We start from the raw sequence: 13,528 nt of genomic DNA, 5'->3' as shown, positions 1-13,528 counted from the left end.
GGTAAGGAACGGATAGTCGTCAGAACGGCAGTTGTAGGCCCGGTTGGACGCGCAGCAACTGCGTGCGGAATACAGCCTTGATTCGGTCGAGTTCTGCCGCGCTGTCGGCCTCGAAGCGCAGCACCAGCACCGGCGTGGTGTTGGAGGCGCGAACCAGGCCCCAGCCGTGGGGATAGTCGACCCGCACACCGTCGATGGTGGTCAGGTTGGCCGCGCCCCAGTCGGCGTCGCGTTGCAGTGCATCAATGATGCTGAATTTACCCTCGTCGGTCACATCAATGTTGATTTCCGGCGTGGAAATATCGTTCGGGAACGCGGCGAACAGCTCTTCGGCGCTCTGCCCGGCCTTGCTGAGGATTTCCAGCAGGCGCGCGGCGCTGTAGATGCCGTCGTCGAAACCGTACCAGCGCTCCTTGATGAAGATGTGCCCGCTCATTTCGCCGGCCAGCAGCGAGCCGGTCTGCTTCATCTTCTTCTTGATCAACGAGTGGCCGGTCTTCCACATTAGCGCGCGGCCGCCGTGCTGTTCGATCAGCGGGGTCAGGCGGCGGGTGCACTTGACGTCGAAGATGATCTCGGCGCCCGGGTTGCGCGACAGTACATCCTGGGCGAACAGCATCAGCAGGCGATCGGGGTAGACGATGCTGCCGGTGTTGGTCACCACGCCGACGCGGTCACCGTCGCCGTCGAAGGCCAGGCCGATGTCAGCGCCGGTTTCCTTGACCTTGGCGATCAGGTCTTCCAGGTTTTCCGGCTTGCCTGGGTCCGGGTGATGATTGGGGAAGTTGCCGTCGACTTCGCAGAACAGCGGGATGACGTCGCAGCCCAGGGCCTCGATCAGTTGCGGGGCGACCACGCCGGCGGCGCCGTTGCCGCAGTCGACCACCACCTTCAGGCGCTTGGCCAGCTTCACGTCGGCGGTGATCTGCTGGAAGTAACGGTCGAGGATCTCGACCTTCCGCACACGGCCTTCGCCGCGAGTCAGGTCGTTGGTCTTCAGGCGCGTCAGCAGGGCCTGGATCTGTTCGTTGGCCAGGGTGTCGCCGGCGATGACGATCTTGAAGCCGTTGTAGTCCGACGGGTTGTGGCTGCCAGTGAGCATCACCCCCGACTTGCCGGCCAGCACGTTGGCGGCGTAGTACAGCGCCGGGGTCGGCACCAGGCCGACATCGCTGACCTGGCAACCGGCGTCGGCCAGGCCCTTGATCAGTTGCTCGACCAGCATCGGGCCGGACAGGCGGCCATCACGGCCGACCGAAATCTGTGGTTCGCCCTGGGCGAGGGTCTGGGCGCCAATGGCGCGGCCGATCCAGTAGGCGGTCTCGGCATGCAGGGTCTTGCCGACCACGCCGCGGATGTCATAGGCGCGGAAGATGCTGTCGGGCAGTGCGGGGACCAGCTGGGCCATGTCGTTCATCTCTGGGGACTCCATAAGTCAAAGGCTTCTGGGCAGGCGCAAACTGAACGCTTGGACGGTGGTTTCACCAGAGAGTTCGCCATCCATGGCCCGAACGGTCTGTTGTCGGCTCAGCGGGTGCCGGAGTGGCCGAAACCGCCAGTACCGCGCTGGGTCTCGTCGAACTGCTCGACGATATCGAAGTGCGCCTGTACCACCGGCACCAGGATCAACTGGGCGATGCGCTCGCCGACGGTGATGGTGAAGGGGGTGTTGCCACGGTTCCAGCAGGACACCATCAGTTCGCCCTGGTAGTCCGAGTCGATCAGGCCGACCAGGTTGCCCAGCACGATGCCGTGCTTATGGCCCAGGCCCGAGCGTGGCAGGATCATGGCCGCCAGGCCCGGGTCGCCGATGTACACCGACAGGCCGGTGGGGATCAGCAGGGTCTGGCCCGGCTCGAGGACGGTGTCCTGCTGGAGCAGGGCGCGCAGGTCGAGGCCCGCGGAGCCCGGGGTGGCGTACTGTGGCAGGGGGAATTCGTTGCCCAGGCGAGGGTCGAGGATCTTGGCTTGAAGAGCGTGCATGTAACTTATTGAACCTGGTTGAGCCGTTCGGCGATGAAGGCAACCAGCTGGCGGGCGATCTTGCCCTTGCTGGTCTGCGCGAAGAGGGTCTGGTGCTGCTGGCGGTCGATCACGGTCAGGGCGTTTTCCTCGCTGTTGAAGCCGATGCTGGGGTTGGCCACATCATTGGCGACGATCAGGTCGAGGTTCTTGTCCTTGAGCTTGCGCGTGGCGTAGTCGAGCAGGTGCTCGGTCTCGGCGGCGAAACCGACGCTGAACGGACGATCGGCACGGCCGGCAATGGTCGCAAGGATATCGGGATTGCGCACCATCTGCAGCAGCATGCCGTCGCCGGTGGTGGGATCTTTCTTGAGCTTCTGTGGGGCGACGACTTCCGGGCGGTAGTCCGCGACCGCTGCCGAGGCGATGAACAGGTCGCAGGGCATGGCCGCCTCACAGGCCGCGAGCATGTCCCGCGCGCTGACCACGTCGATGCGGCTGACCCGATCGGGTGTCTGCAGGTGCACCGGGCCGGTGACCAGGGTCACCCGAGCCCCGGCTTCGGCGGCCGCTTCGGCCAGGGCGAAGCCCATCTTCCCTGAACTATGGTTGGTGATGTAGCGCACCGGGTCGATGTTCTCTTGGGTCGGGCCCGCGGTGATCAGCACGTGCTTGCCGGTCAGGGCTTGGCGTTTGAAACTTTCGGCGGCGCACCAGGCCAGGTCCGTGGCTTCGAGCATGCGGCCCAGGCCGACGTCGCCGCAGGCCTGGCTGCCGGAGGCCGGGCCGAACACCTGGATGCCACGGCGCTTGAGCAGTTCGAGGTTGTCCTGGGTCGCCGGGTCGCGCCACATGGCCTGGTTCATCGCCGGGGCGACGGCCACGCTGGCGTCGGTGGCCAGCACCAGGGTGGTCAGCAGGTCGTCGGCCATGCCTTGGGCCAGACGCGCCATCAGGTCGGCGGTGGCCGGGGCGATCAGCACCAGGTCGGCCCATTTGGCCAGCTCGATATGGCCCATGGCGGCCTCGGCGGCGGGGTCGAGCAGGTCCATGTGCACCGGGTGGCCGGACAGCGCCTGCAGCGTGAGCGGGGTGATGAATTCGGCGCCACCCCGGGTCATGACCACGCGCACCTGCGCGCCATGTTCCAGGAGTCGGCGAATCAGCTCGGCGCTCTTGTAGGCGGCGATGCCGCCACCGACGCCGAGAACGATACGCTTGCGATACAACCGCTGCATAGGCCTTGCCTTATTCCAGTGAAAGCGGGTGGCGACGACAACTGCCTGCGGCAGATCGTCGCATTTTCGAAGCGAACTAGATTAACACAGCGTCCAAAAGGGCCGTAGTGGCAGGCGAGGAGGGGGGATGAACATCAGGGAGTGGCCAGTTGAAGAGCGGCCCAGGGAGAAGCTGTTGCAGCGCGGGGCGGCAATGCTTTCGGATGCGGAATTGCTCGCCGTGCTGCTGGGCTCGGGCGTTGCCGGGCGCAATGTGCTGGACCTGGCGCGTGGTCTGTTGGTGAAGTTTGGAGGGCTCAGGCAGTTCCTTGAGGCGGATCGTGCCACGGCCCTTGGCGAACCCGGCGTGGGACCGGTGAAATACGCCCAGTTGCAGGCCTTGCTGGAGATCGGCAGGCGTTATCTGAACGAACACATCGAGCGCGCGCCGGCCCTGGAGAACCCGGCTTCGGTGCGGCGTTACCTCAAGTCCATGCTGCGCCACGAGCCCAGTGAAGTGTTTGGCTGCCTGTTCCTCGATACCAAGCATCGGCCATTGGCGTTTGAAATCCTCTTCCGCGGCACCATAGACCGCGCGAGCATCTATCCCCGCGAAGTGGTGCGTCGGTCATTACTGCATAACGCTGCGGCCCTGATCCTCTGTCACAACCACCCGTCGGGCAATTGCGAGCCGAGTCAGGATGATGTGCATCTGACACTGATGCTCAAGCGCTCGCTGGCGTTGATCGATGTACGGGTGATGGACCATGTCATCGTGGGGGATGGCGAGCCGTTGTCGATGCTCGAACATGGGTGGTTGGTGGGTTAGTCTTGGGCAAGCTGCACCGGCCTCTTCGCGGGTAAACCCGCTCCCACAGGTTACGCGCAAATCCTGTGGGAGCGGGTTTACCCGCGAAGAGGCCGGTGCAGGTTGCACATACGTCAACGGCTGACGGACACCTTGCTGAAATCCTGTCGGCCGAACGGACTCACCTGGTAGCCCTCGACCCCTTGGCGCAGCAACGCCGCCGCTGTCGGGTGCGCCAGCGGCAGCCACAGTGCCTGCTGCTGGATCAGCGTCTGCGCCTGCTGGTACAGCCGGCTGCGCACGCTCTGGTCGTTGGTGGTGCGCCCAGCGTTGATCAACTGGTCGAGGCGGTTGTCGCAGAACCGTGCAAAGTTGGTCCCCGACTTCACCGCCGCGCAGGAAAACTGCGGGCTGAGGAAGTTGTCCGGGTCACCGTTATCACCAGCCCAGCCCATGAACAGCAAATCGTGTTCGCCGGCTTTGGCGCGGCGAATCAGCTCGCCCCACTCGATGGTGCGGATCTCGGCCTTGATGCCGACCTTGGCGAGGTCGGCCTGGAGCATCTGCGCACCGAGGCTGGGGTTGGGGTTGAGCAGACTGCCCGACGGACGGGTCCAGATGGTGGTCTCGAAGCCTTGGGCCAAGCCAGCCTTGGCCAGCAGCGCCTTGGCCTTTTTGTGGTCCTGGGTGTAGCCGGGCAGGTCTTTGGCGTAGCTCCAGGTATTGGGCGGGTAGGGGCCGTTGGCGGCGATGGCGGTGTCTTCGAACACGGCCTTGAGGTAGGCCTGCTTGTCGAAGGCGAGGTTGATCGCCTGGCGGACTTCAGGCTTGTCCAGCGGTGGGTGCTGGCTGTTGATGGCGACGAAGGCGGTCATGAAGGCCGGGGTGGTGGCGACCTTGAGGTTGCCGTCCTTGCCGGCCTCGGCGATATCCAGAGGCTTGGGCGACAGCGCCACCTGGCATTCGTCGCGCTTGAGTTTCTGCAGGCGCACGTTGGCATCCGGGGTGATGGCGAAGACCAGCGGGTCGATGGACGGTTTGCCGGCGAAGTAGTCGGGGTTGGCGCGGTAGCGCACCACGGCGTCCTTCTGGAAGCGCTGGAACAGGAATGGCCCGGTGCCGATCGGCTGGCTGTTGAGTTTTTCCGGGGTGCCGGCCTTGAGCAGCTTGTCGGCGTACTCGGCGGAATAGATCGAGGCGAAGCCCATGCTCAGGGTCGCCAGGAAGGTGGCGTCGGCGTGGGTCAAGGTGAAACGCACGGTGTGCGGGTTCGGCGCATCGATGGCCTTGATCAGGCTGCCCAGTTGCAGCGACTGGGCGTGTGGATAGCCGCCCGCGGCGGTCTTGTGCCAGGCGTGGGCCGGGTAGAGCATGCGCTGGAAGCTGAACAGCACGTCGTCGGCGTCCAGTTCGCGGGTCGGCTTGAAGTACGCCGTGGTGTGGAATTTAACGTCCGGCCGCAGGGTGAAGTCGTAGATCAGGCCGTCGGGCGAGACGGTCCAGCTCTTGGCAAGGCTCGGCACGACCTTGCCCTGCTGCGCGTCGAATTCGACCAGGCGGTTCATCAGCACGTCGGCCGAGGCGTTGGTCGTGGTCAGCGAGTTGTACTGCACCACGTCAAAGCCTTCGGGGCTGGCCTCGGTGCACACCGCCAACGGCGCGGACTGGACCAGGCCAGCGGCGCACAGCGCGGTGAAGAATAGGGAAAGGGCGGCAGCACGCATGGTGGCTCCTTGGCTGGTCAGATGGCCCATCTGCCGGTGCAGTCTGGAAATCGTCCTACCCTAGTGTGCGTTTTCGTAAATGACCACCTTCTTTTTCCATGGGCTGGCGACGAGTGGTCGACAGTGCGGCGGGCGAGTCGCTATGCTGCTCGCGCGCGATTTGCAGCACATGGATGCTCATCTTCTGTTGTTGCGGCGTAGTCTTTCTGGTATAAAGCAGCGCTCTTTTCTAGGGGCTCGGCCTGTCGCATCAGCGGATCCGGTCGATAAGACCTCCAGAATCACGGCGCCTGGCGCCAAAGACTGAGAGATTAAGCGGCCAACCCATGCCGGGTTGGGCATGTGGTTTTAGAGGGCTGAGTCATGTCGAGAGTCTGTCAAGTTACTGGTAAGGGTCCAGTAACCGGGAACAACATTTCCCACGCAAACAACAAAACCCGTCGTCGTTTCCTGCCGAACCTGCAGCACCACCGTTTCTGGGTTGAGTCCGAGAAGCGTTTCGTGCGTCTGCGCGTATCCGCCAAAGGCATGCGCGTCATTGACAAGCGTGGTATCGACGTAGTGCTGGCCGAGCTGCGCGCTCGCGGCGAAAAGTTCTAAGGAGAACGTCATGCGTGAATTGATCCGTCTGGTTTCGAGTGCCGGTACCGGCCACTTCTACACCACCGACAAGAACAAGCGCACCACTCCGGACAAGATCGAGATCAAGAAATACGATCCGGTCGTCCGCAAGCACGTGGTGTACAAGGAAGCCAAGATCAAGTAATTGATCGGCAACCTGAAAAAACCCGCAACCGAAAGGTGGCGGGTTTTTTTATGCCTGCAGGAACATCTTTTTCAGCTGCTTCGCGGGTAAGCCCGCTCCCACAGGGACGCGATGGATCTGGTGCTTACTTCTGTTCGAACAGCACGTAGATCTTGCGGCACGGCTCCAGCACCTCCCAGGTGCCCTTGAAGCCCGCCGGGATGACGAAGCGATCGCCGGTGCGCAGGGTCTTGGCATTGCCGTCCTGGTCACGCAGCACCGACACGCCCTGGACGATCTCGCAATACTCGTGCTCGGTGTAGCTCACCGTCCACTGCCCCACTTCACCTTCCCAGACGCCGGCGGCGAACTGTCCGCATGGGCTGGCGTAATGGTTATAGACAGCCTGGTCAGGCTCGCCCTTGAGGATTTTCTCCGCCGCGGGGCGGTAGCGTTCGGCCTCGGTGAGAACCTGGGCAAAGTCGACGATACTGGCGATGCTCATGGTGATTACCCTGTTGTTGTTAAATAAAATGCACATCAGTAGGCGTTTAGGCCATCCGTGTCAAATATATTGATAGTTTCTCCGCCCTGGTTTAGGGTGTCGGGTGCCGGTGTGCGTTTGTCGCCCGGCCAGAATTTCTGACAGCGCCCGTGAGTCCTCAGTGCGGCGTTGCACCTTAACAAGAGAGGAGTTTCCTATGACCACCCTGACTCGTGCGGACTGGGAACAGCGTGCCCAGCAACTGAAGATCGAAGGCCGTGCCTTCATCGACGGCGAATACACCGATGCCGCCTCCGGTGAAACCTTCGACTGCCTGAGCCCGGTGGACGGACGCTTCCTGGCCAAGGTCGCCAGCTGCGACCTGGCCGACGCCAACCGTGCTGTCGACAACGCCCGCGCGGTGTTCGAATCCGGTGCCTGGTCGCGCCTGGCCCCGGCCAAGCGCAAGGCCAAGCTGATCCGTTTCGCCGACCTGCTGCGCAAGCATGTCGAGGAACTGGCCCTGCTTGAAACCCTCGACATGGGCAAGCCGATTGGCGACTCCTCTTCCATCGACATCCCGGGTGCGGCCCAGGCCATCCACTGGACTGCCGAAGCCATCGACAAAGTCTACGATGAAGTCGCCCCGACCCCCCACGATCAGTTGGGTCTGGTGACCCGCGAGCCGGTAGGCGTGGTCGGTGCCATCGTACCGTGGAACTTCCCGCTGCTGATGGCCTGCTGGAAACTCGGCCCGGCCCTGGCCACCGGTAACTCGGTTGTCCTCAAGCCGTCGGAAAAGTCGCCACTGACCGCCATCCGTATCGCCCAGCTGGCCATCGAGGCCGGTATCCCGAAAGGCGTGCTGAACGTGCTGCCAGGCTACGGTCACACCGTGGGCAAGGCCCTGGCCCTGCACATGGACGTCGACACCCTGGTGTTCACCGGCTCGACCAAGATCGCCAAGCAACTGATGGTCTATGCCGGCGAGTCGAACATGAAGCGCGTCTGGCTGGAAGCCGGTGGCAAGAGCCCGAACATCGTCTTCGCCGACGCCCCTGACCTGCAGGCCGCCGCCGAGGCTGCCGCCAGCGCCATCGCCTTCAACCAGGGCGAAGTCTGCACCGCAGGTTCGCGCCTGCTGGTCGAGCGCTCGATCAAGGACAAGTTCCTGCCCATGGTGGTCGAGGCGCTCAAGGCCTGGAAGCCGGGCAACCCGCTGGATCCAGCAACCACCGTTGGTGCGCTGGTCGATACCCAGCAGATGAACACCGTGCTGTCGTACATCGACGCCGGTCACCAGGACGGCGCCAAGCTGCTGGCCGGTGGCAAGCGCATCCTCGAAGAGACCGGCGGCACCTATGTCGAGCCGACCATCTTCGACGGTGTGACCAATGCCATGAAGATCGCCAAGGAAGAAATCTTCGGCCCGGTGCTGTCGGTGATCACCTTCGACACCGCCGAGGAAGCCATCGCCATTGCCAACGACACGCCGTATGGCCTGGCCGCCGGCATCTGGACCGCGGACATCTCCAAGGCCCACAAGACCGCCCGCGCCGTGCGCGCCGGCAGTGTCTGGGTGAACCAGTATGATGGCGGCGACATGACTGCGCCGTTCGGTGGCTTCAAGCAGTCGGGCAACGGCCGTGACAAGTCGCTGCACGCCCTGGACAAGTACACCGAGCTGAAGGCGACCTGGATCAAGCTGTGATCCGCTAGGGCCGTTTCGCGGGCAAGCCCGCTCCCGCAGGTAATCCGCATGCTTACAGGCAGCGGTGATCCTGTGGGAGCGGGCTTGCCCGCGAATGGGTCTGACCAAATCTGCTCAGGAGGCAGTAATGCGTTGGGGAACCTACTTTGCCGTCCTGGCGGCGGTGCTCAGTGTCGGGCTGGCCCTCGGCGTGAGCATGCCGCTGGTGTCCTTGCGCCTGGAGGGCTGGGGCTATGGTGGGTTCGCCATCGGCGTGATGGCGGCGATGCCGGCGCTTGGGGTGTTGGTCGGCGCCAGCCTCTCCAGCCGCCTCGCCGGCTGGAGAGGCGTACCTGCGGCCATGCGCCTGTGCCTGTTGGGCGGGGCGTTGTCGATTGGCCTGCTGGCGCTGCTGCCCAGCTATGCGCTGTGGCTGCTGCTGCGGCTGATGATCGGCATGTCGCTGACGGTGGTGTTCATCCTCGGCGAAAGCTGGATCAACCAGCTGGTGGTCGAGCAATGGCGTGGCCGGCTGGTGGCGCTGTATGGCAGCAGTTATGCCTTGAGCCAACTGGCCGGGCCTTTGGTGCTGGGCTTTCTGGGCTCGGACGATGATTTCGGGTTTTGGGCGGCCACCGGCCTGTTGTTGTTGGCGCCGCTGATTCTGCTGGGGCGCAGCGGTGCGCCGACCACCGAGGCGTGCAGCGTTACCCTTTTCGATCTGTTCGGTTTCTGTCGACGTTTGCCGGTGATCGCCTGGGCCATCGCGCTGTTTGCGGCATTCGAGGCGATGATCCTGACGTTGCTGCCGGTGTACTGCTTGCAGCAGGGCTTCACCACTGAAGTGGCATTGTTCATGGTCAGTACGGTGGTGGTGGGGGATGCGGTGCTGCAATTGCCGATCGGTGCCCTGGCCGATCGCATGTCGCGGCGCACGTTGTTCAGTGGCTGCGCGCTGACCTTGCTGGTTTCCAGCCTGGCGATTCCCTTGTTGTTGCATACATCGGTGATCTGGCCGCTGTGGGTGCTGTTCGGGGCCAGCGCGGGTGGCTTGTTCACCCTGTCGCTGGTGCTGATCGGCGAGCGCTACCGGGATGACGAACTGGTGCGGGCCAATGCCCATGTGGCGCAGCTGTGGGGCATCGGTTGCCTGCTCGGGCCGTTGCTGGCCGGGGCCGGTAGCCAGTGGATCAGCGGGCATGCGCTGCCGTTGTTGATGGCGGTGGGCGCGGCGGGGTTGGTGGTGCTGACCCGGCGGCAGGATGCCTTCGAGCCGGCGTCGGCCTGATCCATCCTGGGGCTGCTGCGCAGCCCATCGCGGCACAAGGCCTACAGAAGATCGCGGTTCCCTGTAGGAGCGGCCTTGTGCCGCGAAAGGGGCGCAAAGCGCCCCGAGCAATCCCAATTACAACATCTTCTCCAGCCCGACCGCCTTGCTGATCCAGGCATTGAAGCGCCGCCATATGCCCCCGGGCTCGGTCACCAGCATGTGCCGCTGACCATTGTCCTCGGTCGCCCAGGCCAGTTTTCCGTCCACCAGTTTCACTTGGTAGCTCAGCGCCGGCGACATGCCCTGCACGGCCAGCTCGCGGGTGTATTCGGCCAGCTCCGGGCTGTCCACCAGCACGCCGACTTCGGTGTTCCACAGCACCGAGCGCGGGTCGAAGTTGAACGAGCCGATGAAGGTCTTGCGCCGGTCGAAGACCATGGCCTTGCTGTGCAGGCTCGAGTCGGAGCTGCCATGAAAACCCAGGCGCAGCCGAGGGGCGCCTGGCTGTCGGCGTAGTTCGTACAGTTGCACGCCATGTTCGAGCAGGGCGCGGCGGTATGGGGCATAGCCACCGTGCACCGCCGGCACGTCGGTGGCCTCCAGCGAGTTGGTCAGTAGCTTGACCGAGGTGCCGGCGTCGGCACGGCTGGTGAGGTACAGCAGGCCCGGCTCGCCCGGCACGAAATAGGCCGACACCAGGATCAGCTCCTTGTGCACGTTGTTCAGGTCCGGGGCCAGTTGCTGGGTCAGCAGCAGTTGCGGGTCTGGCTCGTCGTCGGCCAGCACCTTGCTCGGAGCGTCCCACAGTGCCTGGCCGTGGGCCCAGATCAGCTCGTTGCGCCAGATGCCCAGGCGCGGTTCGGTCTGGTAGGCCATGAGCCGGTCGTACAGGGCCTTGCGTCGGGTGCGTGCTTCGGCCAGCGACACCTCCAGGCGCTGGCGGCTGGCGAACAGGTCGTTGGTGTCGGGCTGGCGCCAGAGGAAGTCGCCGATTGGCCGGCTCAGGGCGCTGTTCCAGTACTGGTCGAAACTGTGTCCGAGCTGTTCGGCCACCGGCCCCACGCCCAGCAGGTCGATGTCGGTGAAGTTGAGGTTGGGCTCGGCGTCGAAGTATTCGTCGCCCAGGTTGCGACCGCCGACGATGGCCATGCTGTTGTCCACCAGGAACAGCTTGTTGTGCATGCGCCGGTGCTGGCGCGACAGGTTGAACAGTCGGCCGACGGCACGGGTCGCCCCGGTACTGCGCCCCAGTTGCAGGGGGTTGAACACGCGGATATGGATGTTGGGATGGGCGGCGAGGGTGCCCATCAGGCTGTCCAGGCCATCGCTGGTGGTGTCGTCGAGCAGGATGCGCACGCGCACGCCGCGGTCGGCGGCGCGTAGCAGCTCGTGTACCAGCGCGCGGGTGCTGAGGCCGTCGTGGACGATGTAGTACTGCAGGTCGATGCTGGCCTGGGCGTTGCGGATCAGTTCGGCGCGGGCGCGGAATGCCTCGTTGCTGTTGGGCAGCAGGCGAAAGCCCGAACGCCCCTGATAGGGCGCGGCCTGGCGCTGCACCGAGCGCCCGAACGCCGAGTCGCTGGCTGGCAGGGCCTGGCTGACTTCACGGGGCGTGCCGACGCTGGCACAGCCCGCCAGGCCGAGCTGCAGCGCCAGCAGCAGAGGCAGGGCTCGCTGGAGTCTCAAGGGTGGATCGTCCTGTGCGGCAAGGGCTTATGGGGTTGGACCGTGGCAGGCGGCGCAAAGTTACCCGTCGGTGCGTTCGGCATCCAGTAGACGAAGGGCGGTTTCACCGACCTTGCGCACGGCGGCTTCGACCTGCGCCGTGGGCCGGGCGGCGAAGTTCATGCGCAGGCAGTTTCGGTACTTGCCCGAGGCCGAGAAGATACTGCCGACGGCGATCTGCACGCCTTGTTCCAGTAAAGCGCGGTTCAGGCGTAGCGTATCGAAACTTTCCGGCAATTCCACCCACAGCATGAAGCCGCCCTGGGGGCGGCTGGCGCGCGTGCCGGGCGGGAAATAGCGGGTCACCCAGTCGCACATCAGGTCGCGGCCGCGCTGGTACTGGTTGCGCATGCGCCGCAGGTGCGGTTGGTAATGGCCCTCGGCGATGAAGTCGGCAATCGCCAGCTGCGGCTGGCAGGCGGTGCTGCCGGTGCTGATGTACTTCATGTGCAGCACCCGCTCCAGGTAACGCCCCGGCGCCACCCAGCCGACCCGCAGGCCCGGGGCGAGGGTCTTGGAGAACGAACTGCACAGCAGCACCCGGCCGTCGTCGTCGAACGACTTGAGGGTGCGCGGGCGCGGGTAGGTGTAGGCCAGGTCGCCATACACATCGTCTTCCAGAATGGCCACGTCGTAGCGTTGGGCCAGGGTCAGCAAGGCCTTCTTGCGCGCCTCGGGCATGATGTAGCCCAGCGGGTTGTTGCAGTTGGGGGTGATCTGGATGAGCTTGATCGGCCACTGTTCCAGTGCCAGTTCCAGGGCTTCCAGGCTGATCCCGGTGAGCGGGTCGGTGGGGATCTCCAGGGCCTTCATGCCCAGGCCCTTGAGGGTCTGCATGGCGCCGTGGAAGCTGGGCGAGTCGACCGCGACGATATCGCCGGGCTGGCACACCGCGCGGATGCTGCACGACAGCGCCTCGTGGCAGCCGGTGGTCACCACCAGGTCGGCCGGGCCCAGGCGGCAGCCGGAGTCGAGCATCAGCCGGGCGATCTGCTCGCGCAGCTGGGCGTTGCCGTGGATGTTGTCGTAGTACAGGCCGGGCATGTCCATGCGCCGGCTGATCTGCGCCAGGCTGCGCAGCAGCGGCTTGAGCGTGGGGCTGTCGACATCAGGCATGCCGCGGCCGAGCTGGATCACATCGGGGCGCGGGGTGGCCCGTACCAGCTCCAGCACCTGTTCCCACTGGGAAATATCCACAGGCCTCTGGGCGGGGCGGCTGATGTCGGGCAGTGCCGGGAGCTGCCGGTCCTCGGCGACGAAATAGCCGGATTTAGGGCGTGGCGAGACCAGGCCGTTGTCCTCCAGCAGGCGGTAGGCCTGCTGCACGGTGCTCAGGCTGACGCCGTGCTCCACGCTCAGGGCGCGCACCGAGGGCAGGCGCTGGCCGGGGCGGTAGAGGCCTTGTTCGATGCGGGCACCGAGCAGTTCGGCCAGGTTGAGGTAGAGGGTCACGGCATACTCCTGCGGCTTGTTCAGGCTTGGACCGATACAGATGCTCGGAAAATACTGCATTCAACGCACTTTTTGCCAATTCTGTATGGAAATAATAGGCCGCTGTTGGATCTGTATTGTCAACGGTTTGAGCGTGCATGCTGTTGCCACGGTATCTACTGAATGGGAGAGCGCGGTGATGGGTGGCATGAGCGATGTGCGTGTGCAGCTGTTGGCCAAGGAGCTGGAGGCGGGGCAGCGGGTCCAGGTCTACGACCCGCTCGCGGACCTGGGCCGTTGGGGCCTGATGCTGCACCGCTGGCGCACCCGCAGGGCACTGCTACAACTGGATGATCGGCAGTTGCGCGATATCGGACTGACCTGGGAGCAGGCGTGGCGGGAAGGGCGTAAACCGTTCTGGAAGGACTGAGCCGATCTCCTGTAGGAGCGACCTTGTGTCGCGAAAGGGCCG

General features: G+C 64.4%; 12 protein-coding genes and 1 pseudogene. 6 read left to right on the top strand and 7 right to left on the bottom strand.

Annotation, left to right across the window (positions count from 1 at the left end; genetic code table 11):
* Positions 1 to 19: 19 nt before the first annotated feature.
* The 3 genes and pseudogenes from HU772_RS24340 to coaBC all read right to left on the bottom strand — a co-directional run.
* Positions 20 to 1,393: pseudogene (locus HU772_RS24340) on the bottom strand (phosphomannomutase/phosphoglucomutase); the annotation flags it as partial.
* Between the two features lie 134 nt (positions 1,394 to 1,527).
* A complete protein-coding gene (gene dut, locus HU772_RS24335; RefSeq protein ID WP_186653074.1) occupies positions 1,528 to 1,983 on the bottom strand; it encodes a dUTP diphosphatase in 456 nt (151 codons plus the stop codon).
* A gap of 5 nt (positions 1,984 to 1,988) precedes the next feature.
* Positions 1,989 to 3,200, bottom strand: a complete 1,212-nt coding sequence (gene coaBC / locus HU772_RS24330) for a bifunctional phosphopantothenoylcysteine decarboxylase/phosphopantothenate--cysteine ligase CoaBC (RefSeq protein ID WP_186653085.1) — start codon at positions 3,198 to 3,200, stop codon at positions 1,989 to 1,991.
* Between the two features lie 127 nt (positions 3,201 to 3,327).
* Here coaBC and radC point away from each other — a divergent pair, with 127 nt between their 5' ends.
* Positions 3,328 to 4,008 (top strand): RadC family protein, encoded by a 681-nt coding sequence (gene radC, locus HU772_RS24325; protein ID WP_186653088.1) that lies wholly within the window; start codon positions 3,328 to 3,330, stop codon positions 4,006 to 4,008.
* Positions 4,009 to 4,121: 113 nt separating this feature from the next.
* Here radC and HU772_RS24320 read toward each other — a convergent pair whose 3' ends face one another.
* Positions 4,122 to 5,711 carry an ABC transporter substrate-binding protein gene (locus tag HU772_RS24320; protein WP_186653091.1) on the bottom strand — a complete coding sequence of 530 codons (1,590 nt, stop codon included), beginning with the start codon at positions 5,709 to 5,711 and terminating at the stop codon, positions 4,122 to 4,124.
* A 363-nt stretch (positions 5,712 to 6,074) separates the two neighbouring features.
* Here HU772_RS24320 and rpmB point away from each other — a divergent pair, with 363 nt between their 5' ends.
* Together rpmB and rpmG are read left to right on the top strand one after the other, a co-directional pair.
* Entirely contained in the window at positions 6,075 to 6,311 is a 237-nt protein-coding gene (gene rpmB / locus HU772_RS24315; RefSeq protein ID WP_003258972.1) for a 50S ribosomal protein L28, read from the top strand.
* Positions 6,312 to 6,321: 10 nt separating this feature from the next.
* Positions 6,322 to 6,477 carry a 50S ribosomal protein L33 gene (rpmG, locus tag HU772_RS24310; RefSeq protein ID WP_003253507.1) on the top strand — a complete coding sequence of 52 codons (156 nt, stop codon included), beginning with the start codon at positions 6,322 to 6,324 and terminating at the stop codon, positions 6,475 to 6,477.
* Between the two features lie 124 nt (positions 6,478 to 6,601).
* Here rpmG and HU772_RS24305 read toward each other — a convergent pair whose 3' ends face one another.
* A complete protein-coding gene (locus tag HU772_RS24305; RefSeq protein ID WP_186653094.1) occupies positions 6,602 to 6,961 on the bottom strand; it encodes a cupin domain-containing protein in 360 nt (119 codons plus the stop codon).
* A gap of 196 nt (positions 6,962 to 7,157) precedes the next feature.
* On the opposite strand from HU772_RS24305, the gene HU772_RS24300 reads away from it, so the two are divergent.
* Together HU772_RS24300 and HU772_RS24295 are read left to right on the top strand one after the other, a co-directional pair.
* Positions 7,158 to 8,651 (top strand): aldehyde dehydrogenase, encoded by a 1,494-nt coding sequence (locus HU772_RS24300; RefSeq protein WP_186653097.1) that lies wholly within the window; start codon positions 7,158 to 7,160, stop codon positions 8,649 to 8,651.
* 127 nt (positions 8,652 to 8,778) lie between these two features.
* Positions 8,779 to 9,918 carry an MFS transporter gene (locus tag HU772_RS24295; RefSeq protein WP_186653100.1) on the top strand — a complete coding sequence of 380 codons (1,140 nt, stop codon included), beginning with the start codon at positions 8,779 to 8,781 and terminating at the stop codon, positions 9,916 to 9,918.
* A 117-nt stretch (positions 9,919 to 10,035) separates the two neighbouring features.
* Here the strand turns inward: HU772_RS24295 and HU772_RS24290 are convergent, their stop codons facing one another.
* Together HU772_RS24290 and HU772_RS24285 are read right to left on the bottom strand one after the other, a co-directional pair.
* The gene (locus HU772_RS24290) at positions 10,036 to 11,586 is read right to left on the bottom strand and encodes a phospholipase D family protein (protein ID WP_186653102.1); all 1,551 of its coding nucleotides are present in this window, start codon (positions 11,584 to 11,586) and stop codon (positions 10,036 to 10,038) included.
* A 60-nt stretch (positions 11,587 to 11,646) separates the two neighbouring features.
* Positions 11,647 to 13,077, bottom strand: a complete 1,431-nt coding sequence (locus HU772_RS24285; RefSeq protein ID WP_186653105.1) for an aminotransferase-like domain-containing protein — start codon at positions 13,075 to 13,077, stop codon at positions 11,647 to 11,649.
* A gap of 178 nt (positions 13,078 to 13,255) precedes the next feature.
* On the opposite strand from HU772_RS24285, the gene HU772_RS24280 reads away from it, so the two are divergent.
* Positions 13,256 to 13,486, top strand: coding sequence for a DUF1127 domain-containing protein (locus HU772_RS24280; RefSeq protein WP_186653183.1), 231 nt, complete (start codon positions 13,256 to 13,258; stop codon positions 13,484 to 13,486).
* The last annotated feature ends 42 nt before the right edge of the window (positions 13,487 to 13,528 follow it).

The organism is Pseudomonas xantholysinigenes, assembly GCF_014268885.2.
Taxonomy (GTDB): Bacteria; Pseudomonadota; Gammaproteobacteria; order Pseudomonadales; family Pseudomonadaceae; genus Aquipseudomonas; species Aquipseudomonas xantholysinigenes.
Note: the sequence above shows the minus strand (reverse complement) of the source record. Positions and strands in the feature narration are given on the sequence as shown.